Genomic DNA, 23,992 nt, shown 5'->3' on the forward strand with positions numbered 1-23,992 from the left:
GACCAAATGACTAAGAAACGCCGATCACAGCACTGGTATGGCAAGCTGGACAAAGATGGGTTCATCCACCGCTCGTGGATGAAGAACCAGGGCTTTCCAGACCACGCGTTTGACGGGCGCCCCATCATCGGGATCTGCAACACATGGTCGGAACTAACGCCCTGCAACTCGGGCCTGCGTGACCTGGCCGAAGGGGTCAAACGCGGCGTGTGGGAGGCCGGAGGTTTTCCGGTTGAGTTTCCGGTCATGTCGCTGGGCGAGACGCAGATGAAACCCACCGCCATGCTGTTTCGCAATCTGTTGGCGATGGATGTTGAGGAATCGATCCGCGCCTATGGTATCGACGGCGTTGTCCTGTTGGGAGGTTGCGACAAAACCACACCGGGTCAATTGATGGGTGCGGCCTCGGTTGATCTGCCATCTATTGTGGTCAGTTCCGGCCCGATGCTGAATGGTAAATATCGCGGCCAGGATATCGGGTCAGGCACAGACGTCTGGAAATTCTCTGAAGCCGTACGCGCAGGTGAAATGACCCTGCAGGATTTCATGAGTGCGGAATCCGGCATGTCGCGCAGTGCGGGCGTTTGCATGACGATGGGCACGGCCAGCACAATGGCGTCGCTGGTCGAGGCGATGGGCATGAGCCTGCCCACCAACGCCGCCCTGCCCGCTGTCGACGCCCGTCGCATGGCGCTGGCACATCTGACCGGCAAACGGATTGTCGAGATGGTGGACGAAGACCTCAAACCCTCGGACATCCTGACCAAGGAAGCGTTTGAAAACGCCATCCTGGCTAATGCAGCCGTGGGTGGATCGACAAATGCGGTGGTTCATTTGCTGGCATTGGCAGGCCGCGTCGGAGTCGATCTGACCCTGAAAGACTTCGAAATCGGTTCAGACATTCCCCTTTTGGTGAACTGCATGCCCTCGGGTAAGTACCTGATGGAGGATTTCTGTTACGCAGGCGGCGTTCCCGTCGTTCTGTCCGAGCTGAAACCCTTCCTGCGGCCCGCGAAAACGGTTTTGAACAAGGATATCTCGGCCCATTCTGAAGGGGCTGAATGTTTTAACCGCGACGTCATCCGCCCCTTTGACGATCCGGTGAAACCCGCCGCGGGCCTGCGCGTGCTGCGCGGCAATCTGGCCCCGAACGGCGCCATCGTGAAACCCTCGGCCGCGACGGACGCGCTGTTGGAGACCGAGGCCGAAGTCTATGTCTTTGAGAACATCGAAGATCTCAAGGCCAATATCGACCGCGACGACCTGCCGGTGACACCCGAGACCATTCTGGTGCTCAAGGGCTGCGGCCCCAAGGGCTATCCGGGGATGCCCGAGGTCGGCAACATGCCGATCCCGGCCAAGCTGGTGAAGGAAGGTGTGCGCGACATGATCCGTATCTCGGACGCGCGCATGTCCGGCACCGCCTATGGCACCGTCATCCTGCATGTCAGCCCCGAAGCGCAGGCAGGCGGCACGCTGGCACTGGTCAAAACCGGTGACCGCATCCGGGTTTCCGCCAGCAAGGGTGAGCTGGAACTGTTGGTCGATCAAAAGGAACTGGACGCCCGTCGCGCCACGTGGCAACCGGATGACCCGCATTACACACGCGGTTATGCGAAACTCTATATCGACCACGTGCTGCAGGCCGATCAGGGCGCGGACCTTGATTTTCTTGTCGGCAAAGACACCCGCCTTGTGACCAGAGAGAGCCACTGATGGATCAACCAGCCACTTTCCACGATCTCAACGGGGCTTCGGTCTATATCACCGGCGGTGGCTCGGGGGTTGGCGCGGCGCTGACCGATGGGTTTCTTGCGCAGGGCGCCAATGTCGCCTTCATCGGCCGGTCCGACGCCAGTGGGTTTGTCGAGGAAATGCGCGACAAACACGGCCGCGCGCCCCTGTTCATGCAAGGCGACATGACCGACACCGAGCTGCTTCACGTCACCATGCAAAAAGCCGCCGAGGCGCATGGCCCGCTGAACGTGCTGATCAACAACGCCGCCAATGACAAACGCCATTCGCTGGACGAAACCACCACCGAATTCTGGGACTGGATGATCGAGGTGAACCTCAAGGCTTATTTCTTTGCCTGTCAGGAGGCCGCGCGCCAGATGCAGGGCAAGGGTGGAGCAATCATCAATTTCAGTTCTATCAGCTATATGATGGGCAATGCAGGCTATCCGATCTACACCACCTCAAATGCCGGGATCACCGGGATGACGCGATCCTTGGCGCGCGAGCTTGGGCCGCAGAACATCCGCGTGAATGCGCTGGCTCCGGGCTGGGTTCTGACGCAGAAACAGCTGGACATGTGGGCCACGCCCGAAGATCTGGCCGCGCATTTGGACCGTCAATGCCTGAAAGAACACCTGACGCCCGAGGACATGGTCGCACCGACCTTGTTTCTGGCCTCAAACGCCAGCCGCGCGATGACCGGGCAATGCATGGCCGTCGATGGCGGCGTTGTCGTAACGGGGTAAAGCCATGAATACGGAATGGATTGCAGTCGATTGGGGAACCTCGCATCTGCGGGCTTGGGCGATGCAGGGTGATGCGGTGCTGGATCAGGCGCAGTCGGTCAAAGGCATGGCGCGGGTGGACAAAGGCGGGTTCCAAGCCGCGCTGTTCGAACTGATCGAAGGTTGGCTGAGCACTGCTCCGATTGATGTGGTGGCCTGTGGAATGGTCGGCGCGCGCCAGGGCTGGGTCGAGGCCCCGTATTCGGCGGTTCCGTGTGAACCGACACCGGTTGCCCCCTTCCGCGTGCCGAATACAGATCCCCGAATTCGCGCCTTTGTGGTGCCCGGATTAAAACAAACGGCCCCGCCGGACGTCATGCGCGGCGAAGAAACCCAGATCGCTGGTTTTCTGGCCACTCATCAAAACTGGGACGGGGTGATTTGCCTGCCCGGGACCCATACGAAATGGGTGCAGGTCAGCGCCGGAGAGGTTGTCAGCTTTCGCACCTTCATGACGGGCGAGATGTTCGATCTGCTGGGCGGGCAATCGGTGCTAAAACATTCGATCGGCGAGGGCTGGGAGGATGCCGCCTTTGCCGAGGCCACTGCCGATGCGTTGTCGAAACCTGAACAACTGGCGGCGCGTCTGTTTGGCCTGCGGGCCGCTGATCTGCTGCAAGGGCAGGATGGCGGCGTTATCCGGGCACGGCTGTCAGGTTATCTGATCGGCGCGGAATTGGCGGCCACCCGCCCCTATTGGTTGGGTCAGCAATTGGCAATCATCGGGGCCGAGAGCCTGTCGGAAGTTTATGCCAAGGCGCTACAACAACAGGGCGCGTTTGTAGAAACCGCCAACAGCACGAAATGTACCCTGGCTGGTCTGCAACAGGCCCGCAACCTCACGAGGCAAACCGCATGAGCCGACCCATCATCGCCATTTTGCGCGGAATAGCCCCCTCGGACGCAACCGACGTTGGACGGGCGCTGATCGACGCTGGCATCGACAAGATCGAAGTGCCGCTGAATTCACCCGATCCGCTGGCCTCGATCGCCGTTCTGGCCAATGAGTTCAGTGATCGTGCTTTGATCGGGGCAGGCACGGTTTTGACGTCCCAGCAGGTCGACATGGTATCAGAGGTCGGCGGTCGTCTGATCGTCTCACCGAATTGCGACCCCGAGGTGATCTCGCACACACATCGGCTGGGACTGGAAAGCTGGCCGGGTATTTTTACCCCGACCGAAGCTTTCGCCGCGCTCCAAGCAGGGGCATCAGGGTTGAAACTGTTCCCCGGAGCGCTGGCAGGACCAACAGGGTTGGCGGCCTTACGTGCGGTGCTACCTACAGGCACGCAGGTTTATGCCGTCGGCGGGGCAGGCCCCGAGAATTTCGACCTGTGGATCAAGGCAAGCGCTGATGGGTTCGGCATCGGATCGGCGCTGTTCAAACCCGGCATGACCGCCTCGGAAGTCGCAGAGCGGGCGACCCAAATCGTCACCGCCTACGACAAGGCCGCTGGATGAGCATCGTCTACGACAACCGCGCCTGTGAACTGGGCGAAGGGCCGTTGTGGCACCCGGAACGGCAACAGCTGTTCTGGTTTGACATCCTGGGCAAACGTCTGATGACACGGGACGGCGAAGCGCAGCGCAATTGGCAGTTCGACGAACATGTCTCGGCCGCGGGCTGGGTAGACCGGGATAGGCTGTTGATAGCCTCTGAAACGGGCCTGTGGCGGTTCAACCTGCAAAACGACCAGAAAGACCTGATCGCCCCACTTGAGGCGGACAATCCGGTCACGCGCTCAAATGACGGGCGTGCGGATCCTTGGGGTGGGTTCTGGATCGGGACGATGGGTAAAACCGCCGAACCCGGTGCAGGCGCGATTTATCGGTATTGGCGGGGGGAACTTCGGCAACTGGTGAACGATGTCACGATCTCGAACGCGATCTGCTTCGCCCCGGACCGGTCTTGCGCCTATTACACGGACACGGCCACCAAGCAGGTCATTCAATGGCCGCTGAATTCCGAAACCGGCTGGCCCAAGGGCGACAGCACGGTATTCCTGGACCTACGCGTCGACGGTTTGAACCCCGACGGCGCCGTGGTTGATGCGAAAGGCAACCTCTGGATCGCGCAATGGGGTGCAAGCCGTGTTGCAGCCTATAAACCGTCAGGACAGTTCCTGACGGCCATCCCATTTGAAGCCACCCATGTGTCATGCCCCGCATTTGGCGGCAACGACTTGACCACACTCTACTGCACCACTGCCCGCGAGGGGCTGGACGAGGACACGCTTGCTGCACACCCTACCAACGGTATGACCTTTGCCGCCCCCAGCACGGGTACTGGGCAGGCCGAACACAGAGTCATTCTATGAAGCCCGAACTTGGTGTTTGCTACTATCCCGAACACTGGCCCGAAGAAATGTGGGCCACGGACGCCGCGCAGATGGTCGAAACCGGCCTGAGCTGGGTGCGGATCGGTGAGTTTGCCTGGAGCCGGATGGAGCCAACTCCGGGTGATCTGCAATTCGACTGGTTGGACCGAGCGATTGAGGTGCTGGGGGCTGTGGGCCTTAAGGTTGTTCTGGGCACGCCGACAGCAACGCCGCCCCGATGGATGCTTGAGAAACACCCTGACATGCTGGCGGTGGATGCTCAGGGGCAGCCGCGCAAATTCGGTTCACGCAGGCACTATTGCTTTAGTCATCAGGGATATATCGCCGAATGCGCCCGCATTGTCCGGCTCATGGGCGAACGGTATGGGCGCAACCCGCATGTCGCCGCCTGGCAGATCGACAACGAATATGGCTGCCATGACACGACCGTCAGCTACAGCCAGCCTGCCTTGCGAGAGTTTCAGCGGTGGCTGGCCGATCAATATGGCTCGGTCGACGCTCTGAACGCCGCCTGGGGCAATGTGTTTTGGTCGATGGAATACGCAGGTTTCGATCAGATCGACCTGCCCAATCTGACTGTGACCGAACCCAACCCAGCGCATGTTCTGGCCTTCCGCTGGTTCAGCTCGGATCAGGTGGTGATGTTCAACAAAGCGCAGGTTGATGCGTTGCGGCCACTGACCGACGCGCCACTGCTGCATAATTATATGGGTCGGGTTCTGGATTTCGATCATTTCAAAGTCGGTGCGGATCTGGATATCGCCACATGGGACAGCTACCCGATTGGGTTTCTCTCAGACCGCCTTGAGGCGGACGAGGCCCATAAAGCCGCGTTCCTGCAACAGGGCGATCCGGATATGCAGGCCTTTCATCACGACCTTTATCGCGCCGTTGGGCGCGGGCGCTGGTGGGTGATGGAACAACAACCGGGCCCGGTGAACTGGGCTCCTTATAACCCTGCCCCCCTGCCCGGCATGGTGCGCCTGTGGTCGCTTGAGGCGGTGGCTCATGGGGCCGAAGTGGTCAGCTATTTCCGCTGGCGGCAGGCTCCGTTCGCGCAGGAACAAATGCACGCTGGCCTTTTGACACCGAACAACACACCCGCCCCGGCACTGGCTGAGGCACGTCAAACCGCAGTTGATCTGGCCGAGCTTGGCGCGCTGACGCAAACGCAGGCGGACGTGGCGATTGTGTTCGATTATGCCTCGGACTGGGCCTGGGCGACACAACCGCAAGGGGCCGGGTTCAACTATTTCCGGCTGGTTTTTTCAGCCTATCGCGCGCTGCGGCGGGCCGGGCTTTCGGTGGACTTCATTGCGGCCTCGGAAACGCCCAAGACCGGTTACAAACTGATCCTCGCCCCCGGTCTTGCCACGCTGGATGACGATCTGGAAACCCGCCTGACTGAGGGTTGTGATCTGGCCATCCTTGGCCCCCGTACAGGCGCGATCACTCGCGATTTCCAAATTCCAACCTCAGGCCGCCCGGGCCTGTCCGGGCTGGATTGCGGAGTTGATCTTGTGGAAACCCTGCCCCCTAACGTGCAGCGTGATGTTAACGGAGGTGGCGCGGCGCAACACTGGGTTGACCGCCTCTCCGGAGATGCCCCAGACCTTTTGACCTTTGTTGATGGCACATCTGCCCTAAAAGGCGAAAACGGTCTTTGGTACCTTGCGGGTTTCCCGGATGAGGCTCTTTGGGACAGGGTCATCTCGATGGCCGCCAAAACGGTCGACCTGACCTTGCATGCAATGCCCGAGGGCCTGCGCCGACGGGAAACCGTGCAGTATATTTTTCTGATCAACTACACCGCCGCACCCGTCCTTTGGAACGGGCACGAAATCGCAGCGTGTGACGTCGTCATCCTACCAAAGGGTCCACCCGCACAGGGGTAATGCTCAGGCGTTTAAAAATCTGTCGACAAACTCGGCCCGTGCTTTGGCATACCACGGAGCTTCGGCCAGCCACGGGTTGAGGTTGGCCAACGCGTCGCCCGGATAGGCCTCGGCAAAGTTCTTTCTGAACTCATCGCCCGCGAAATCCTCGGCGCCCAGTACGGCTGTGTTATATCCGTTCACTGCAGCGGCAGCTCCGGCTGGCTCAGGTCGGTACAAATAGTTGATGAGCGCATAGACCTGTTCGATGTTTTCCGCACCGACTGGCATTGCAAGACCATCCACCCACGCCATCGCTCCTTCGATCGGAGCCTGATAATTCACCGGTTCCCCTGCTGATTTCAAAGCCAGCGGCGGCCCGTCCCATGTTTGCCCCACAACCACGCCGCCATTCAGCAAGCCGTATTTCTGAGTTTCAGCATCGTTCCAAATCAGCTTGATCCGATCCCTGCGTTCAATGCACCAGTCCGTGATCCGGTCCCAGACCCTGCGCATGGTGTCTTCGTCGTCATAGGCATCCCAGACGGACTCGGGCTCCATCTCACCCAAGCGTTCCAAATACAGACCCGCACACAGCATCATAGAATGCGCACGACCCATGGTCATACCGGCATTTTCTTCCGCCCAGACATCCCCATAGGATGGAGCGTCGCCTTCGGGCGACCACAGATCGGTACGGTAGGCTATGCCCTCAGTCCCCCAGATATGCGGCAGCCAGTGCGCTCCGCTTTTGTTGAAATTCCAAGCGTCGGTCCCAATTCTAACCATGGAAGGGTTAACCGCGTCCAGGTTCACCTTATCCAGATCAAACGGTTGCAGCAGGTCCAGCGGCGCCCATTGCAAAGACCGCATGTTGGTAGGCGCGACAAGGTCAAACCCCTGGCCATTCGACGCAGTCATCATGTTGAGGATTTCTTCGTTCGATCCGATCCCGATATGATTGACCCGGATCCCCGTTTCCGCTTCGAACCCTTCCAGGAACTCAGGCGGCAGGTAATCCGACCACATCACCACGTTGATCTCACCCGAAGAGGCCAGCGCGCTTTTGCTGTAAAGCGGAGCCGCCAAAACAGCCGCGCCCGCGCCTTTCAGCATCGAGCGTCTGGAAAGGGTTTTCCGTTCAGCCATTTTGATTCTCCTGCTATTGAGTTGTTTTGCAGCCTTCTACTTGCTGCCAACAGGAATGTGGACTGGCAAGATCACGTGTCCCGCCAGATTGAAACCCCATAGGGTGGGATTTCAGTGCCCCCAACCAAATAGGCATGTGGTTCGTCAGTCGGTAATGACAACCCATCTGCCCCGAAATTGAAGGCAAATTTCAATCCTCCGCGACGTGTGATCCGCAGATCCGGTCCGCAATCCGTGACGGGAAGGCCCGCCCAGCTTAACGCGTCCGAAAGTATGGCATGCAGCAATTGGCCGCGTGGGATCATTGCCAGATAGATCGCTCGGTCCGAGCGTACAATCGCCGGGCTGCCATCCCGGTATGCGCTGCTAAACTCTGCCGTTACCATTCCGCTGGTGTCGATGATTTCCCGCCAACCGGTGAAGTCATACGTCGTTCCGTCCTGCAAGCGCACCGATTCCTGCGCCAGTTCTGGTAGCGATTCCACCCGCAAGACCGTCACACCGGTAAGCTCAGCCAACGCTCCGGGCGCAAGGTTGTGCGGTGTGTGCATGTCGGGTGTCTTGCTGCCCGCGCGCGCGCCGATCAGCAGTTTCGCCCCACTGTCCCGCAGTTTGTTGGCCAGATCGTTTGGAACGATCATGCTTTGCGGGACAACAATCAGGGCATACCCGTTCAGCTCATCTTGTGGCCCCACAAAATCCAGATCGACCCCAAGCGCGCACAGCCCGGCATACCATTCGCGGATGACCTGAGCATTTGGGAAGGCATCGTCATGCGGCAGGATATCCGCCGCCCAGATGGATTCGTAATCCAGAATTATGGCCACCTGCGCCCGCTCACGTACCACGGCGGGCAACAAGTCGCGCTCTGCCGCGACCTGCGCCAATTCCGCGGCGGCCTGATCCGGGCTGCCGTCCGAACGCAACAATGCTGTGTGATACTGTTCCTGCGCAAATTTAGCCTGTCGCCAGCGAAAAAACATCACCGCCTGCGCGCCATGCGCATAGGCTGCCCAGGTCCACAGTCGCACCATCCCGTCCGCGGGTGAGGGGTTTTTCTCGGCCCAGTCCACCGGGCCGGGTTGCTGCTCCAACACCCACATCCGCCCCTTGCCTTGAGAGCGATACAGATCGCAGTGAAACCCCTGATAATCCGGCGCGCCAGTCCGCAAATAGCGGTGCTTTTCGTCGTCAGACAGGGTCGATCCCAACAGATTTCCTAAGGGGTAACTGTCGAAGCCAACAATATCCAGATCGGCGGCAACGGCATGGTGATCGAACTCAAAACTGCCCGCCATGAAATTATGGGTGATGTCCCGACCCGGCGCGTATTGACGCAGCACATCCACCTGCGCGCGGTTGAAAAGCCGCACCCGGTCCGAGGAGTATCGCGCAAAATCCAGTGCATGGGTTGGGTTGGGGCTGGCCACCAGCCCGTTGGGCAATTCGATCTGGTCAAAGCTGGAATAGGCAGATCCCCAGAACACGGTCCCCCAAATTTCATTCAGTATCGCGATCGACCCGTACCTATCCGCCAGCCACCGCTGGAATCCGACCCGCGCCGCATCCGAATAGCTAAGCACCGTGTCGTGATCGTTATATTCATTGTCGATCTGCCAAGCGTGAACATAGGGGTTCTGGCCATAACGACGGGCATATTCGGTGGCAATCCGACGGGCTTCGGCCAGATAGAAATCGCTGGAAAAGCAATAGTGCCGCCGCGATCCAAACCTTCGCACGCGCCCGTCCGGCCCAACTGGCAGAATTTCCGGATGTTCGTCGATCAGCCATTTCGGCGGGGCGGCGGTGGGCGTGGACATCATCACGCGCAGGCCTGCCTCGCCCAGAATGTCGATCACCTCATCCAGCCAATCCCAGTGGAAAACGCCGCGCTCCGGTTCAATCAGGCCCCAAGTGAATTCGGCGATGCGCACCCAATCCAGTCCCATCTCGACCATTCGCTGCGCGTCTTCACACCAGAGCGACCGGTCCCATTGTTCGGGGTAATAGCATACCCCAAGTTCCAACCTGCTCATCGATCTTCCCTTGCCGTGCGGCGTTCGATCCATTTGAGGAAGCTGGCGCAGCCCAACGTGATCACCACATAGAGGATTGCGGCTGTATTAAACGGCGCAAAGGGCAGAAAACTGGCGGCCTGAAATTCGCGCATCCGCTGGGTCATATCGCGGACTGACAGGATCGACAGCAGTGAGGTATCCTTGATCATCGCAATGAACTCATTGCCCAAGGGCGGCGTGACGATGCGCAGCGCCTGCGGCAGGATGATCAGCCGCGCAGTTTGCCAGCGCGAAAGACCCAGCGAGCCACCAGCCTCGATCTGACCCCGTGGGATGGCCTCGATCCCGGATCGGAAAATCTCGGCCATATAAGCGGAATAGCCGACCGAGATCGCGATGATCCCGCGAGTCATATTGGTCATATCGATACCGCCACCCGTGGCATCTTTGACCGCCCCAGCCAAAGGCAGACCGATATAGAGGATGATCACTAGCATCGGAATGCCACGGATCGTGTCCACGAAGAACTCGGCCCCTACGGCCAGCGGATGCAGCTTGTGCTGCGCACCGCCCACCGTCAGCGTCAGCAATAGAAAACCAAACACGGCAAAAGCCAGCGCTGGGTTGCGGTACTGATCCGGCAGGAATTGCGTCTGCCAGATCACCGGATAGCCCTTGGTGTTGGCACCGACCGGGACAAAGGCGCCCGACACGCTGTCGACGGTTTCGATCTGTTCCACCGCGCTGGCAGCGTTTGGGGCGCTACGGATGCGGTATTGTTGGTCTTCGCCCCCGTCGAATTCACCAAACCTGATGATGTCGGCCTGCGCCTGCGGGGTGCCGCGCACAATGGCGATGCGCGCATCCAGCGTACCTATCAGTTCGTATTTGACCTGTGGCTGCATGAAGAAAAACGCCGATACACCCAGCAAAGTCAAGCTGATGCAGCCATAGACAACGGTCGTGCGCGCCTTGGGTTTGAACGATTGCAGCCCGACCCAGATCAGCCCCAGAATGGCGGCGAAGATATAAGCAAAAATGGCGGCGCGAAACGTGATCGCCACTCCGGTTGCAAATTGCCAATGGGCCATAAACATCAGATAGAACAGCGCGGCCCCGGTCAGGATCTCAAACCCAAGCTGAGCAAGTCCCCGCGCCCTGACGGGCAAACGGCCCGACAGCAAAATACCAGCAACCACAAGCGCATAGATTAGCAGTAACACCTGAAGACCTGTCTGAACCTGATCAACAACGTCTGGAAAAAGTACCCAAGTCTGCGCGGAGCGGTCGATCAAGGTCGAAGTATTTTCGCTGAGCGCATGAAAGAAGACGGACTCGGCAAATGGCATCAGCACCTGCGGCGCGACGAAAACCAAGACCGCCAGCGCCAACGCTGCGGGCAAGGCCGCCCATGCCGAGATACGCACCCAACTCGGCGCCGTCTGAAACCGCGCGTTTCGGGCGCAGAGATATCCCAGAATGGCCACCGCAAGAACCAGCAGGAACCCGACAAAAATCGGGCCGGCATTATTCCCGATCCCGAGAATTGCGATCAAAGAGCGCAGGTATTTTGAAGAGGTAGCGAACAGGTAGATAATGAACGGGGCCGCGGCGAGCAGAACAAGATTGCTCGGGCGGATCGAGCTTAGACGCTTCATGGGACCTCACTGCAAACAGGCGGCCCGGTTGCCATCGGCACCGGGCCGTTTCGGATCGGACAGGTTTATTCGGTGCCCCAGTATTTGCCGACCAACTTGTCCAGCGTGCCGTCGGCCTTGATCGCTGCCAGCCCTTCGTTGATGGCGTCGACCGTTGCGTCGCCTTCCTGAAACACGATACCCAGCGGGTCGGATTGCAGGCCGGTGATGCCCACGGTCAGCTCACCCGCGAACTCCTGCTCGTATGCGGCGGCCGAGGTGCCGTCGATGATCACACCCTGCACATCCGCATTTTGCAGTGCCAGGATCGCGGCAGAGAAGTTGTCATACAGGCTGACATTTTCGCGCCCTACCAGATCCTCGGCCAATTGCGCGTTGGTGGTACCGGTCTGCGCCGCCAGCTTCTGACCACCGGCTTTGAAATCCTCAAGCGTCATGTCCGCATTGTCGACCTGGAGCAGAATGGCCTGACTGACCACAATGTAGGGTTCTGAGAAATCCATCGTCTCTTCGCGTTCCGGCGTGATTGAGACGCCCGAGATCACCAGATCGAACTCACCCTGCTGAAGCGCGGCAAAGATGCCGTCCCATGCGGTGTTGACGAAATTCGGGACGCAATTGACCCGTTCGCAGATCGCATTCATCACATCCACATCGAAACCCACGATCTGACCGGTCGTCTCATCGACAGTTTCCATCGGCGGATAGGTGGCGTCGGTTCCGATTTTCAGAACGCGCCCGTCCAGGTCGGCAGCAAAAACTGCGGGGGCTGCTATCGCGGTCACGACCGCTGCGGCCAGTAGATTTTTAAACATCTTCAAGTCCTCCTGAGTTGATTTACGTGGTGGGCGCCTTTTGCGGCGCGGGGGTGTCAGGTTGGCGCTCGATCAGCGTGGCCCTGATCTTTTTCTGGGTCTCGGACGGGTCACCCCCTTCCAAAGCTTTCAACATGTACTCGCCCAGAAGACGGCTGGTTTCTTCGATGGGCACATAATAGGTGCTGGGCGGGGGTACGAAATATCGACTGAGTTGCAGATCATCGGTGGAAATCACCACCATGTCCCGGCCAATCTGCACACCCGCAGCATGGGCTGCGGACAAAACGCCTAGTGTCATCGCCTCATTCGCGCAGATACAGGCCGTGGGTCGGTCGCTTAGCTGCATCAGTGCCTCAAAACACAACTGCCCAGTACGAGCGGTTGTGGGGCCATTGAAAATCAGCGCTGGGTCAGGCGCAAGGCCACCATTGGCCAAAGCCTGTTCGTATCCGGTTTGACGTTGTGCTGCATAGATCAGTTCGGCCGGGGGGTTCACCAAGGCAATACGCCAGTGCCCCAACCCCACCAACCGCGCGGTTGCGTCAAACGCAGCCGCCTGACTGTCGAAATCGACATAGGCATGGGCTGTCTTGCTGTCGCTCATACCCATGGTCACGAAGGGAAAACTGTGTCGCTGTAGAAAAGCGATGCGCGGGTCGCCCTGCAATGTGCCCGAAAAGATGACACCATCGGCCAAACCGTCCTGAACAATCCGCGCCAGAACGGCCATGGCATCCGGCAGATCGGCCACGTTGAACACAGACATCTCGTATCGCGAACCCTGCAAGGACGCCGAGATACCGGCCAGAATGCGGGTGAATTCTACCCCTTCCCATTCCTCTGCTGCGTCAGGTGACACGCTGACCAGCACCGCGATACGGTAGGATTTGTTGGTGCGCAGCTTCAAACCGTCCATATTGACACGGTACCCGAGACGCGTGGCTACAGCCTGAATCTCTTGGCGTGTTTCTTCCCGAACTGACGCAGCCCCCCGCAGCGCGTTCGAGACGGTGCCAACAGAATAGCCCGTCTCCTTGGCGATTGACTTGATCGTTGCGCGCGCCATTATCCGACCTCCGAAGACATCTGTCCCATCAGAAACTTTCGCCCCGTCCGCAAGGTCTCGGCGTGGTCGGGCGTTTCATCGTGTTCGACAAACAGATCGCTGCAGGGGCTGTCATTCAGAATGCGCAACAGCCGGGGCCAATCGACCACGCCCTGCCCCAGATTGCGCCAGCGATCATCACCCTGCCCCGAAGCCGGTTCTGCATCCTTGGCGTGTACTGATACGATCCGCCCCGCGTACCGCTGCAACACCTCGGCCGGGTCCGGCACCGAGACGGCCAACCATCCGATATCGGGCTGCCAATGCAGCGTGTCATGGGCCAGGATCAGGTCCAAAGGCGTTTCTCCAACAGGGCCAACCAGATCAAAATCATGGTTGTGATAAGCCAGTCGAACCCCCTGGCCCGCCAATCGCGCCGCCCAAGCAGAGAGTTGGTCTGCTACATCCTGCCATCCCGCGACCGTGCCGGGGCGGGCCTGTGGCGCCAGCCATGGCATCACGGCAACCGGGCAGTTCAAAAGATCAAGCAGGGTCAGAATATCGTCAAACCGGGCTTCGAATTCCTCCCAATCGAAATGCGCCGACCGGACGGTCAGGCCCGACTGCGCAACCTGCAACGCCATGTGTTTAGGGGACAGATCGTGAAATCCAACTGTTTCAACATCCGCAATACCGCAGGCGAGGATCAGATCCAACTGCGCAGCCAGACCCCCGAGCTGCCTGACGGTATAAAGCTGTGCCGCTATCCGCATTTCCTGAGATTCACCGCGATTGAAACGTTTCAATAACGGTGAAACAGCCGCACTATGTTTGTCAAGCCCAGCGTTTAGCTTGGAACGGTAGCCCTATTTTGAAGTACTTTCTGAACTACCAGTGTGGAAAAGACAGCGAGGAACAGCAATATCACTGCGAAATTCAAAACAAACAGGAATTGCCACTGGTCCTGCGCTGAATTGCTCAATTTATCCGTTCTACTGGAGATCAAAGCATGTGTTGCAAGATAGACCCAGCACACCAGACTGAGCGCGGGAAGACAAAAATGTGGCATAAGCACCGTAAAGAGGATTGAGTTCAAACCGGTTTGCTCAGCGGCACCAACACGATTAGTCAGCTTTTGAACTTCAGCTTGCGATCCACGGATTACGAAGTGTGCGGCTAGGGTACCCAAAATCAAGGACATCGAAGCTACTGCACCCAGGCTGGTAAGAACAATGTTTTCTGCAGTCAGGGAAAAACCGCCTTTGTTGCCGGACCCAATGAAAATGGCGGCAAACAGTATACCCTGAAAAATCATGCCCCAATGCAGCCTTTGGTTTACCAGTGCATTTTCTTTTTCAATCAAATTCAGATAAAATACAGTATTATTGTTGTCAGACATATCCTAGCTGGGTACCGCCTATTTTACTTTCCAAGCCAAAATCTGTTCTCACGGTACACAAGAAATAACAAGAGGTTACTCCTTGGTCTTGGGTCGTAAGGGTTGCCTGTTTCCTTGTGATCGATGGGTTGATGCTCCTGCAAGCCAAGTGTGTCAAATCCGCAGCCGGTCTGTTTAAAACTGGATTGCAGATGGCTGAACTGTTAGTTGGCATCTCAATGCGTTCCGACAGGCTTCTACAATGCACTACACTTGCATCGATTTCCCCGCAGAGTTCTGTTCACGTCTGGATCGGGATGCTCGGGCACACGATCGACTATGCCAGAATGGCTTTGTTGACATAGAATTCTCATAACTGGAACGCAATCTGAAATGTCTACCAAGGACTTAAAAACCACCCTGTCTGGAAAATCAGATTCTTTGCCCCTATTGCAACCCACTGCTTCCAACCGCGCGCATTGGAACTTGGTCGCGGATATCGGCGGCACCAATACGCGCTTGGGCGTGATCGCTGACGGAAAGCTGACCGATCTGCGCAAATACCCAACCGGCACCCTGCCAGAATTGCTTAACGCCTTTCACACCCTGCGCGATGAGATCGGCACCGATCCACGCGCCGTGGTGGCCGCCGGGGCCGGGCCTGTGAAGAACGGGAAGATCTGCCTGACGAATGCAAAGCTCGACCTGTCCGAGGGTGATATCGGCAAGGCCACGGGCGCGCAGCATACCTTTGTCATCAACGACTTTACCGCCGCTGCTTGGTCGGTGGCCGAAATCACAGGCGATGATGTCGAGGTGTTGCAAGGCACCGCGAACCCACCCCCTGGCACCCGGTTGGTTGTCGGTCCCGGCACAGGTCTTGGGGTTGGGGCGTTGCTTTATTCTGAGGGCCGGTATCACACCGCATCTGGTGAAGGCGGCCATATTGGCCTGTCACCGCGCCATGTGGATGAGGTCGAGATTTTCAAAGCCGCCCGGCACATCGCGCCGGATTGTTTCTTTGATGAAACTTTGGTGCTTGAGGCGGAAATGTTCCTTAGCGGCACAGGTCTGCCGGTCCTCTATCAAGCTGCAAGCATGGCCGCAGGACAGACCAACACGCCAATGCGCAGCGCCAAGGACATTCTTGATGACGCGCGCGCGCAGACAGATCCGATCGCCGAAAAAACGGCGCATATGTTCACCACCCATCTGGGCGCAGTGATGGGTGATCTTGCCGTCGTGCTGATGCCTGTGGGCGGTGTGTTCCTTGTGGGCGGTGTGGCCGAGAAAAACCGCTGGCTCTTCAAGGAAGCCTTCCGCGATGCGTTCAACGCAGGCGGGCGGTTTACCGATTTGCGAAGGTCAATGAGCCTGTATGTTTCGGAACAGGACGAATTTGGCATTGTTGGCGCTAACAATTTCTGTAAAAGTGCGCTCGCGCGTTAATATGGCCGCCTGATCCCACAAGACAGAAAGGACCCGGCATGATCCTGTGCTGCGGTGAAGCCCTGATCGACATGATCGCCACCCCGACCATTTCGGGCGGTGATGGATTTGTGCCCCATTCCGGTGGCGCGGTCTTTAACACTGCCATTGCCTTGGGGCGGCTGGGGTCGCCGGTTGGGCTGCTGACCGGTCTGTCTTCGGATATGTTCGGAGAGCAACTGACCGATGCCCTGAAGACCAGCCATGTGGATGCAAGCCATGTGATCCGAGCAGATCGCCCCACGACGCTGGCCTTTGTGCAGTTGAAGGACGGGCACGCCTCTTACAGCTTTATCGACGAAAACTCGGCGGGTCGCATGCTGATGCCCGAGGATATGCCGGATCAGCTCCCCGCTATTTCGGCGCTGTATTTCGGCGGCATCAGCCTGGCCTGCGAGCCTTGCGCCGACGCTTACGCCGCATTGCTGGACCGGCAAGGGGCGGATCGGGCGGTGATGATTGATCCCAATATCCGGCCCGATTTCATCAAGGATCAAACCCGGTATCGCACCCGTCTGAACCGGATGATCGCACAGGCGGATATCGTAAAGGTCTCGGACGAGGATCTGGATTGGATCATTCCCGGCCCGGAAAGCATCACTGAGAAAGTGCCGCTGTTGCTGCAAGCCGGGCCTGCCGTGATTATTGTAACGCGTGGCGGTGACGGCGCGTCAGGCTATCTGGCGGACGGGTCCGAAACCTCAGTCCCCGTTCGACCGGTTCAAGTTGTCGATACCGTCGGTGCAGGTGACACGTTCAACGCCGGTGTGCTGGCCGAGCTGGAGCGCGGTGGGCACCTGACCAAAACCGCGCTGCGCACCCTGAGTACCGAAAACCTGCGCGCCGCTTTGGCCAAAGGCGCAGAGGTTGCAGCCATCACCGTTTCCCGCGCCGGGGCCAACCCGCCCTGGGCGCACGAGCTTTGAACCCCAAAGAGATCTAAATGAAACGTTCTGACATCAACGCCATCAAAACCGAAGCCGAGGCCTTTATACGCTCCTTCGGTGCGGTCCTGCCCCCCTTTGCCAATTGGTCGCCTGACCAAATGCGCAGTGACAAAGCCGCAGGCATTCGCGAACGCGGGCTGGGTTGGGACATCACCGATTACGGGCAGGGTCGCTTTGATGAGTTGGGCCTGTTCCTGTTCACCTTGCGCAACGGCGATGTGGGTGATCTGAACAGTGGTCGGGGCATGCTCTATGCCGAAAAGCTGCTGGTGTCGCGAGACAAACAGCTGTCGCCAATGCACCGCCACATTGTGAAAGCCGAAGACATCATAAACCGCGGCGGTGGTGATCTGGTGATGGAGATCTATGCCTCGGACCCGCAAGGCGGTATCGACCGTGAAAATCCTGTTGTCGTGCCCAGCGACGGTTGCCCCGTCACAATTCGGCCCGGTGAGTTGCTTCGCTTGAAACCCGGCGAAAGCGTCACTCTGATGCCCGGCATATGGCACGCCTTCTGGGCCGAACAAGGCGATTGCCTGATTGGCGAGGTCTCGACCGTCAATGACGACCGAACCGACAACGTGTTCGAAGACCCGATCCCGCGCTTTGCAACCATCGAAGAAGACGTCGCGCCGGATTTCCTGTTGGTCGCGGATTACTACTCGTGATACGCAGTTTTCAGGCTGACCTGACCCGCAAAATGATAAGTCGCTTTTCTTAAACCGGAAAAACGCATTAACATGGGCTGCGAAACCGTGGGTGGGGGTTCCAACCCTGACCTGTTAGCGCAACAACTGTTAGGGGGCCGGTCCAATGGTCACGAAAGCCGAGCTTGAAGCGCAAGTTGCCGATCTGCGCCGCCAACTGGCCGAGCAAACTGCGACCCGTGAACAGGCACAAAGGCCGGAACCACACGATACTGTGGCCGACAGGATTGCCGAGAACATCGACAACTGGACCGGACAGCTTGAAGAAGCCCTGACCGAGTTGGAGGATCTGCCGCACAAAAGACCGATCCTGTTTGCGCTTGGCATTTTTACGCTTGGCTATCTGCTAGGCCGATCCCGGTAGGAGCCTGAACATGAGCCGCATTTCCCGCAATATCTCGATCATTCTGCGCGCCGAACGGTTGATTGCCCAACGCCACGTTGCCGTGGCCGCACGGCGTACCGGCTTTTACGCTGCAGCGGGGCTGGCCGTGGGGCTGGCTGTCATCATGCTGAACGTGGCCGGTTTTTTCTGGTTGTCCGCAACCCTGTCCAAACCGCTGGCCGCGCTGATCATGGCTGGGGCCAACCTGTTGCTGGGTGTGATCCTGGTTCTGATGGCCAACACGCAGAACGCGCAGGCGGATACGACAGCCGCGGTCGAATTGCGCGATATGGCACTGTTAGATATCGAAACCGAGATCAAAGACACTCTGTCCGACGCACGTAACACCGTGACAGGCATCCGGCGCGACCCGCTGGGTGCCCTGACACCCGATGTTATCAGCGCCATTCTGAGTACGCTGATCAAATACGCCAAGCGTCGCAAAGACAAACCCGAGCAATAGCGACTATTGCACCATCCGGGCGGCGGCGCGGGCGATCACCATCTCTTCGTTCGTGGGAATTGCCAGAATGCGCACGCGGCTGAAATCGGTCGACAGAACCGTGCCATTGTCGGCGTTCCTGTTGGGATCCATTTCAATCCCGATCCAGCGCATCCCGTCACAAACCCGCTGACGGATCTGTACTGCATTCTCACCAATGCCGCCCGTGAATACCAGCGCGTCCAACCCTTCCAGCGCAGCAGACATGGCGCCAAGCTCTCGGCGAATGCGAAAGACATAATAATCGATCGCCTTGCGTGCCTCGGGCGTTTCGGCGGCCAGCAGGGTGCGCATGTCCGATGACATCCCCGACAGACCCAGCAGGCCGGAATTACGATAGAGCATGTCGGCGATTTCATCCGCGCTCATCCCTTCCTGCTGCATCATGTACAGCACGACACCCGGGTCCAGCTGACCGCTGCGGGTGCCCATCGGCAGGCCGTCCAATGCGGAAAAACCCATGGTCGACGCCACAGCCCGCCCGCCTGACACAGCACACATCGACGCGCCATTGCCCAGATGCGCGATGACAACGCGGCCATCATACAGGCTGGGCGCGGTCTCTTTTAGCTTTTGCGTGATGTAGTCATAGCTCAGGCCGTGAAAGCCGTACCGGCGCACGCCCTTGTCATAATAGCTCTGCGGCAGGGCGAAGGTATCGTTGACCCATGGATGGGTGCGGTGAAAGGCGGTGTCGAAACAGGCCACCTGAACCGTGTCTGGAAAGGCGGCGCTGGCTGCACGGATACCGGCCAGACTGAATGGCTGGTGCAGCGGCGCAAAGGGGATGAACCCGGCCAGAGTATCCAGAACCTTGTCGTCGATCCGCACGGGTTCGGAATACACCGTCCCCCCATGCACAACCCGGTGACCTATGGCCCGGATTTGGATGTCCGGCAGATATTCGCGTGTCATGTCCAGAAAGGCCTGGATTGCCTCGTCATGGCTTTGGGTATCCGTCAGCGCCTGGTTGATCGAGCGGCCCCCGGCAGATTCCGCCAACAAGCGCGGCGCATCCCCCAAGCGTTCGATCTGGCCGTGCCAACGCATGCTGGGGCGATTGCCTTCGACCAGTTCATACAGCCCGAATTTTAACGAAGACGACCCGGCGTTCAGCGCCAGCACATGGTCAGCCATGAATTTTACCCTTATTTGCCTGCGCATGCAGCGCCGCTACCGCGCAGGAAGCCAACCGCGAGGCATCATCATCCGCTCGGGACGTCAGAATGATCGGGGCGGCGGCACCTACCACAATTCCCGCTGCCTCGGCATGGGAAATGTAAGTCAGCTGTTTGGCCACCATATTGCCAGCTTCGATATTCGGGGCCACGAGAATATCCGCCGCCCCGGCGACGGCGGACTTGATGCCCTTTGTTCGCGCCGCCTTCAGATCAACCGCGTTGTCCATCGCCAGTGGGCCATCGACCAGCCCACCGGTGATCTGACCCCGCTCGGCCATTTTCGACAACAGCGCCGCATCCACAGACGAGGGCATATGCGGGTTGATCGTCTCAACCGCCGACAAGACGCCAACCTTTGGTGTTTCTATCCCGATCGAGTGTGCCAGATGGATGGCATTCTGCACAATGTCTGCCTTGGTCTCGAGGTCCGGAGCGATGTTCACGGCCGCATCCGTCACCATGATGGGCCGTGAAAAGCCTGGCACATCCATCACAAACACATGCGACAAGCGACGGCCTGTCCGCAGACCTTTGTCCCGACGCAGAACCGCTCGCAGCAAAACATCGGTGTGCAAATGCCCCTTCATCAGGGTTTGCGCCTTACCTTCAACCACCAGGTCCACAGCGCGATGGGCCGCATTTTCATGACTGCGGGCTTCAATGATCTCGATACTCGACAAATCGGCCTTCAACTCGGCGGCTGCAGCAGCGATTTTGTCAGGATCACCCAGAAGGATCGGCGCAATAATACCCTTGGAATGCCCTAGCAAGGCGCCGCCCAGCGAGTTCGGCTCTTCCGGGGCGATCACGGCTGTGGGCATCGGATCCAGAGGCTTTGCCTTTGCGATCAGTGCATCGAAATGGCGATGGCGCTGAACGATCAGGCCGGGCACGTCAACCGAGTCAAACGTCAGGTGTTTGGCTGGCGGCGTCACTTGCACCTCACCACTGAGGATCAGAGCGTTGTCGCCCACGCGGCGCACTTCGGTCGCACAAAGCAAATCACCGTCGTCCCGCTTTTCGGTCACGGTCAGCGTCGCTGTCACCTCGTCATCAGCCAGAACAGGCGCATGAAAAGACAGGTTCGCCGACCGCGCCTGGGTGCCCGCGCCGGGCAGGATATTGCCCAAAATTGCCGCAATCAAACCGGCAGGCCACAGGGCTGGGGCCACTGCCTCGGGGTGGCCGTCGCCATCGCCATCATATCCCGCCAGATGCAATGGATTATGATCGCCCGAGGCCGAGGCAAAGGCATAAAGATCATCGACCGTACATAAGCGCGTCACCTGCGCCACGTCCCCGACCTTGATCTGCGTGTAGGTGCGGTTTTCTGTTATTTTCATTTCTGTTTGGCCTTGTTCGCAGCAGCCGAACTGCGCCCTTTAGGTTTGGACCGAGTTCCGGTTTTCTGTTTGATCTCAGCAAGATCAAGCGTGTCGTACAGTGCTTGTGCCATCTCGACAAGCTCAGGTGAAGGGTTCGGAATTTCACCCAGAACACGCTTGAGCAGATCAACCGCCTGTTTTCTGTCAGCAACCCGCGGCAACAGGTCGGGCAACGTATCGATCGCACCCTTTTCGTCAAAAGTGACAATCACTGTCTGTTCGCGCAACATGCGTTGGCGGTCTTCGACGGTGAGATCCCTGAACGGGGCCTCATGTTGGAACACATGCGCCCAGCGATGCAGAATTTCAGCCCGAAAACTTTGGTTGCTTGAGGCCAGCAACAGCAACAACCGGATCACGGCCTCGGGCAGCCCGCCCTGTTTCATATGCGCCAATGCTGCCTCAACCTCGGGCAGGGCTTTCAGGGTTTCAGGATCAGGCAAGGTACGGTGGGCAGCGTTCTTCTTGCCGAACCACGCGGCCAGCGGACCACCCCAAAGCACATAGAACATCCCTTCATACCAGGCGTCGCGCAGGTCTCGACTCAGATCCATGGCCTGTTCGACCCAGTCGCCGGTCAGCTTTTCCATCTCAAGAAACGGGTTATCAGCTGTCGCCGGGGCGCGCAGTTCGCGCGTCATCCCGGCTAATTGCGCACCCCCCTTCATCACCGGATTGTCCGAGGACATCGCCGCGCGTTGAACGCGCAGAGGGTGCAGATCACGCAATGCCTTTGCGCCCATCGGTGTCGACACGGACCGCACAAAAGGGCGCCCGAAGGTTTCATACGCATTCGCCTGCACTTCGGACATATGGGCCACCGCGGCAAAGCTGGCCTCATCCTGCTGGCCGTCGTCCAACGCGGCTACATCCCCGAGCGTGCGGTCATAGAACCGAACCTCGAACTGTTTATCCTGGCCTTCGCCTTGGGTGTTTTCGATCACCATCTCGTAGAGGCCTGGTGCCATTGCTTCGACCGTTTCCAGGGTCGAAGCCATCTGCGTATGTTCCTTACGCGCCACTTTGGACGAAACAAAAATGCCCAGATGGCCAACCTCATCATGCAACATGTAGATGATCCGCTGACCGCGCAGACGGATTTCCTCTTCATCTGCGTATGTGGCGGCAATCCAGTTGAGTGCCTGCTGGGGCGGGGTGATGTTATCACCTTGGCTGGCAAAGACAAATATCGGGCCTTTCACCGCCTTGATGTCGATCGGCACGCCCGGTTCCAACTGCGCGGTGTTCTTGATCAGCCGATTGCCAACGAACAGCTGCTCGACGATCCAGTGAATCTCGGCCTCGTTCAATAGGAAGTAACCACCCCACCAGCGCTCAAAATCAATGAAGCGTTTCCGACCGCCGTCAGGGTCGCGGTAGAGGTCGAAATACTTGCCGAAATAATTCCGGCTGGGGTTCAGCTGCTCGAAATTCATCACCAGATTGGCGCCATCGAACAGGCCCGCTCCAACATCCGACCAGAACATCGGTTGCCAGGTGCCACCCAGAACACCGGCGTTATATCGCATCGGATTTTCTCCTACCTCGCCCGACCATGGCGCAATGGGGGCGCCATTCAGGATCAGCGGTCCGGTCAGATCCGGGTTGCAGGCGGCCATCAGCAAAGTGGCCCAGCCACCTTGGCAATTGCCAGCCACGACCGGCTGCGGGCTGTCGGGATGGCGCGCGCGGACAGTGCGCACGAACCCGGCCTCGGCATGCATGACGTCGGCAAGGGTCTGCCCCGACACAGGGTCTCGTCCGAAACTGACGAAATAAACCGGATGCCCTTTTGACAGGGCAACGCCAACCTGACTGTCTGGTTTGAATCCACCGATCCCGCCGCCGTGACCGGCACGCGGATCGATGATGATGTAGGGACGCCGGGTGTCGTCAATGGTTACACCTTTGGGCGGCAGGATGCGCAGCAGTTGGTAATTGCAGGGGCGTTTCAGGGTCGCCCCGTCGACGATGACCTCATAGTCATAGAGCAGCACCGGCGGGCAACCCGCAGCTTCATGCTCCAGAAAAACGTCTCCGCGTTCACGCAGCGCGTCCAAGGTCAGCACCACGCGCTGGGTGGCGTCTTTCAGATAAGCTGTCCAATCGTCGACAATCGATTGCGAACGCGCAATGCGCTGCGAAACCTCGGCGAAGCCCTGCATCAGATCTCGGGTCCGCTCTGAATGCGTTTCGATAATCCGCGTCGATTGCAGCCGGGCGGATTGGGACAACAGGGTCCATTGTACGCCGGACCGATCCAAAGCGCGGGTTACGATATCAACCGTTCGGTCCTGAACCGCAGCCGCATTTTCAGCCGTCTCGGACCGAAGGTTCAAAGAGGTCTTCTGCACATTGGTCACCATGAGCCTGTCCTCTAAACATCGAAAACACATGCGCCACCACCGTAAAATTCTGCCAGTGGCCGAGTCGATTTCTGCGACGCAGCATAGTTTGTTTCGAAATGATACTCAAACCCAACTCTGCGCCGCGCCGTCTTGGTTCTAACCGTTGGTGCAGCCACCTCCTGAGCGGCATTGGACAACTTCAACTGTCAGGTGACTGGCGAAAAGGCGAAAAATAAATGTTTCAATAA

At 58.6% G+C, this 23,992-nt stretch carries 21 protein-coding genes; 11 read left to right on the top strand and 10 right to left on the bottom strand.

Annotation, left to right across the window (positions count from 1 at the left end; translation table 11 throughout):
- Positions 1-6: 6 nt before the first annotated feature.
- The 6 genes from ACR0AL_RS08115 to ACR0AL_RS08140 are packed head-to-tail and all read left to right on the top strand — an operon-like array spanning position 7 to position 6,756.
- Positions 7-1,716: an IlvD/Edd family dehydratase gene (locus ACR0AL_RS08115; protein ID WP_170349907.1), complete on the top strand. Its 1,710-nt coding sequence runs from the start codon at positions 7-9 to the stop codon at positions 1,714-1,716.
- Positions 1,716-2,483, top strand: a complete 768-nt coding sequence (locus ACR0AL_RS08120; RefSeq protein ID WP_170349908.1) for an SDR family NAD(P)-dependent oxidoreductase — start codon at positions 1,716-1,718, stop codon at positions 2,481-2,483. The genes ACR0AL_RS08115 and ACR0AL_RS08120 overlap by 1 nt, the downstream gene beginning before the upstream one ends.
- Before the next feature lie 4 nt (positions 2,484-2,487).
- A complete protein-coding gene (locus tag ACR0AL_RS08125) occupies positions 2,488-3,381 on the top strand; it encodes a 2-dehydro-3-deoxygalactonokinase (protein WP_480639312.1) in 894 nt (297 codons plus the stop codon).
- Entirely contained in the window at positions 3,378-3,983 is a 606-nt protein-coding gene (locus ACR0AL_RS08130; protein WP_170349910.1) for a 2-dehydro-3-deoxy-6-phosphogalactonate aldolase, read from the top strand. The genes ACR0AL_RS08125 and ACR0AL_RS08130 overlap by 4 nt, the downstream gene beginning before the upstream one ends.
- Positions 3,980-4,840 (top strand): SMP-30/gluconolactonase/LRE family protein, encoded by an 861-nt coding sequence (locus ACR0AL_RS08135; protein WP_170349911.1) that lies wholly within the window; start codon positions 3,980-3,982, stop codon positions 4,838-4,840. The genes ACR0AL_RS08130 and ACR0AL_RS08135 overlap by 4 nt, the downstream gene beginning before the upstream one ends.
- Complete coding sequence (locus tag ACR0AL_RS08140; RefSeq protein ID WP_480647280.1) at positions 4,837-6,756, top strand: beta-galactosidase; 1,920 nt, start codon at positions 4,837-4,839, stop codon at positions 6,754-6,756. Before ACR0AL_RS08135 ends, ACR0AL_RS08140 begins: the two co-directional genes overlap by 4 nt.
- Positions 6,757-6,759: 3 nt before the next feature.
- On the opposite strand, the gene ACR0AL_RS08145 is transcribed toward ACR0AL_RS08140, so the two are convergent.
- The 7 genes from ACR0AL_RS08145 to ACR0AL_RS08175 all read right to left on the bottom strand — a co-directional run bounded on the left by ACR0AL_RS08145 (position 6,760) and on the right by ACR0AL_RS08175 (position 14,822).
- On the bottom strand, positions 6,760-7,884 hold the full coding sequence (locus ACR0AL_RS08145) for an ABC transporter substrate-binding protein (protein ID WP_226689454.1): 1,125 nt from the start codon (positions 7,882-7,884) through the stop codon (positions 6,760-6,762).
- A 71-nt stretch (positions 7,885-7,955) separates the two neighbouring features.
- On the bottom strand, positions 7,956-9,920 hold the full coding sequence (locus ACR0AL_RS08150; protein WP_480662608.1) for a beta-galactosidase: 1,965 nt from the start codon (positions 9,918-9,920) through the stop codon (positions 7,956-7,958).
- The gene (locus ACR0AL_RS08155) at positions 9,917-11,560 is read right to left on the bottom strand and encodes an amino acid ABC transporter permease (protein WP_425081947.1); all 1,644 of its coding nucleotides are present in this window, start codon (positions 11,558-11,560) and stop codon (positions 9,917-9,919) included. Before ACR0AL_RS08155 ends, ACR0AL_RS08150 begins: the two co-directional genes overlap by 4 nt.
- Before the next feature lie 65 nt (positions 11,561-11,625).
- Positions 11,626-12,375 (bottom strand): basic amino acid ABC transporter substrate-binding protein, encoded by a 750-nt coding sequence (locus tag ACR0AL_RS08160; RefSeq protein ID WP_170349916.1) that lies wholly within the window; start codon positions 12,373-12,375, stop codon positions 11,626-11,628.
- A 22-nt stretch (positions 12,376-12,397) separates the two neighbouring features.
- Entirely contained in the window at positions 12,398-13,444 is a 1,047-nt protein-coding gene (locus ACR0AL_RS08165) for a LacI family DNA-binding transcriptional regulator (protein ID WP_170349917.1), read from the bottom strand.
- On the bottom strand, positions 13,444-14,196 hold the full coding sequence (locus ACR0AL_RS08170) for a sugar phosphate isomerase/epimerase family protein (protein ID WP_170349918.1): 753 nt from the start codon (positions 14,194-14,196) through the stop codon (positions 13,444-13,446). Before ACR0AL_RS08170 ends, ACR0AL_RS08165 begins: the two co-directional genes overlap by 1 nt.
- A gap of 74 nt (positions 14,197-14,270) precedes the next feature.
- On the bottom strand, positions 14,271-14,822 hold the full coding sequence (locus ACR0AL_RS08175; RefSeq protein WP_170349919.1) for a hypothetical protein: 552 nt from the start codon (positions 14,820-14,822) through the stop codon (positions 14,271-14,273).
- A gap of 372 nt (positions 14,823-15,194) precedes the next feature.
- On the opposite strand from ACR0AL_RS08175, the gene ACR0AL_RS08180 reads away from it, so the two are divergent.
- The 5 genes from ACR0AL_RS08180 (at position 15,195) to ACR0AL_RS08200 (ending at position 18,791) form a co-directional block, all read left to right on the top strand.
- Positions 15,195-16,250 carry a glucokinase gene (locus tag ACR0AL_RS08180; protein WP_170349920.1) on the top strand — a complete coding sequence of 352 codons (1,056 nt, stop codon included), beginning with the start codon at positions 15,195-15,197 and terminating at the stop codon, positions 16,248-16,250.
- 38 nt (positions 16,251-16,288) lie between these two features.
- The gene (locus ACR0AL_RS08185) at positions 16,289-17,215 is read left to right on the top strand and encodes a carbohydrate kinase family protein (RefSeq protein ID WP_480662610.1); all 927 of its coding nucleotides are present in this window, start codon (positions 16,289-16,291) and stop codon (positions 17,213-17,215) included.
- Between the two features lie 17 nt (positions 17,216-17,232).
- Positions 17,233-17,904, top strand: coding sequence for a D-lyxose/D-mannose family sugar isomerase (locus ACR0AL_RS08190; protein WP_480662612.1), 672 nt, complete (start codon positions 17,233-17,235; stop codon positions 17,902-17,904).
- A 145-nt stretch (positions 17,905-18,049) separates the two neighbouring features.
- Entirely contained in the window at positions 18,050-18,307 is a 258-nt protein-coding gene (locus ACR0AL_RS08195) for a hypothetical protein (protein ID WP_170349923.1), read from the top strand.
- Positions 18,308-18,317: 10 nt separating this feature from the next.
- Positions 18,318-18,791 carry a hypothetical protein gene (locus ACR0AL_RS08200; protein ID WP_170551961.1) on the top strand — a complete coding sequence of 158 codons (474 nt, stop codon included), beginning with the start codon at positions 18,318-18,320 and terminating at the stop codon, positions 18,789-18,791.
- 3 nt (positions 18,792-18,794) lie between these two features.
- Here ACR0AL_RS08200 and ACR0AL_RS08205 read toward each other — a convergent pair whose 3' ends face one another.
- From ACR0AL_RS08205 to ACR0AL_RS08215, 3 genes are read right to left on the bottom strand one after another with little or no spacing between them, the layout of a single operon-like run.
- Complete coding sequence (locus ACR0AL_RS08205; protein WP_170377040.1) at positions 18,795-19,967, bottom strand: acetate/propionate family kinase; 1,173 nt, start codon at positions 19,965-19,967, stop codon at positions 18,795-18,797.
- The gene (locus ACR0AL_RS08210) at positions 19,960-21,354 is read right to left on the bottom strand and encodes a bifunctional enoyl-CoA hydratase/phosphate acetyltransferase (RefSeq protein ID WP_170349926.1); all 1,395 of its coding nucleotides are present in this window, start codon (positions 21,352-21,354) and stop codon (positions 19,960-19,962) included. The genes ACR0AL_RS08205 and ACR0AL_RS08210 overlap by 8 nt, the downstream gene beginning before the upstream one ends.
- Entirely contained in the window at positions 21,351-23,762 is a 2,412-nt protein-coding gene (locus ACR0AL_RS08215) for a DUF3141 domain-containing protein (protein WP_480662614.1), read from the bottom strand. Before ACR0AL_RS08215 ends, ACR0AL_RS08210 begins: the two co-directional genes overlap by 4 nt.
- Positions 23,763-23,992: the final 230 nt, after the last annotated feature.

Source organism: Ruegeria sp. BB1 (genome assembly GCF_056539465.1).

Excerpts from the sequence above, each read along its gene's own strand:
- ACR0AL_RS08115 (WP_170349907.1), top strand. The coding sequence starts at position 7 with ATGACTAAGAAACGCCGATCACAGCACTGGTATGGCAAGCTGGACAAA.
- ACR0AL_RS08120 (WP_170349908.1), top strand. The coding sequence starts at position 1,716 with ATGGATCAACCAGCCACTTTCCACGATCTCAACGGGGCTTCGGTCTAT.
- ACR0AL_RS08125 (WP_480639312.1), top strand. The coding sequence starts at position 2,488 with ATGAATACGGAATGGATTGCAGTCGATTGGGGAACCTCGCATCTGCGG.
- ACR0AL_RS08130 (WP_170349910.1), top strand. The coding sequence starts at position 3,378 with ATGAGCCGACCCATCATCGCCATTTTGCGCGGAATAGCCCCCTCGGAC.
- ACR0AL_RS08135 (WP_170349911.1), top strand. The coding sequence starts at position 3,980 with ATGAGCATCGTCTACGACAACCGCGCCTGTGAACTGGGCGAAGGGCCG.
- ACR0AL_RS08140 (WP_480647280.1), top strand. The coding sequence starts at position 4,837 with ATGAAGCCCGAACTTGGTGTTTGCTACTATCCCGAACACTGGCCCGAA.
- ACR0AL_RS08145 (WP_226689454.1), bottom strand. The coding sequence starts at position 7,884 with ATGGCTGAACGGAAAACCCTTTCCAGACGCTCGATGCTGAAAGGCGCG.
- ACR0AL_RS08150 (WP_480662608.1), bottom strand. The coding sequence starts at position 9,920 with ATGAGCAGGTTGGAACTTGGGGTATGCTATTACCCCGAACAATGGGAC.
- ACR0AL_RS08155 (WP_425081947.1), bottom strand. The coding sequence starts at position 11,560 with ATGAAGCGTCTAAGCTCGATCCGCCCGAGCAATCTTGTTCTGCTCGCC.
- ACR0AL_RS08160 (WP_170349916.1), bottom strand. The coding sequence starts at position 12,375 with ATGTTTAAAAATCTACTGGCCGCAGCGGTCGTGACCGCGATAGCAGCC.
- ACR0AL_RS08165 (WP_170349917.1), bottom strand. The coding sequence starts at position 13,444 with ATGGCGCGCGCAACGATCAAGTCAATCGCCAAGGAGACGGGCTATTCT.
- ACR0AL_RS08170 (WP_170349918.1), bottom strand. The coding sequence starts at position 14,196 with ATGCGGATAGCGGCACAGCTTTATACCGTCAGGCAGCTCGGGGGTCTG.
- ACR0AL_RS08175 (WP_170349919.1), bottom strand. The coding sequence starts at position 14,822 with ATGTCTGACAACAATAATACTGTATTTTATCTGAATTTGATTGAAAAA.
- ACR0AL_RS08180 (WP_170349920.1), top strand. The coding sequence starts at position 15,195 with ATGTCTACCAAGGACTTAAAAACCACCCTGTCTGGAAAATCAGATTCT.
- ACR0AL_RS08185 (WP_480662610.1), top strand. The coding sequence starts at position 16,289 with ATGATCCTGTGCTGCGGTGAAGCCCTGATCGACATGATCGCCACCCCG.
- ACR0AL_RS08190 (WP_480662612.1), top strand. The coding sequence starts at position 17,233 with ATGAAACGTTCTGACATCAACGCCATCAAAACCGAAGCCGAGGCCTTT.
- ACR0AL_RS08195 (WP_170349923.1), top strand. The coding sequence starts at position 18,050 with ATGGTCACGAAAGCCGAGCTTGAAGCGCAAGTTGCCGATCTGCGCCGC.
- ACR0AL_RS08200 (WP_170551961.1), top strand. The coding sequence starts at position 18,318 with ATGAGCCGCATTTCCCGCAATATCTCGATCATTCTGCGCGCCGAACGG.
- ACR0AL_RS08205 (WP_170377040.1), bottom strand. The coding sequence starts at position 19,967 with ATGGCTGACCATGTGCTGGCGCTGAACGCCGGGTCGTCTTCGTTAAAA.
- ACR0AL_RS08210 (WP_170349926.1), bottom strand. The coding sequence starts at position 21,354 with ATGAAAATAACAGAAAACCGCACCTACACGCAGATCAAGGTCGGGGAC.
- ACR0AL_RS08215 (WP_480662614.1), bottom strand. The coding sequence starts at position 23,762 with ATGGTGACCAATGTGCAGAAGACCTCTTTGAACCTTCGGTCCGAGACG.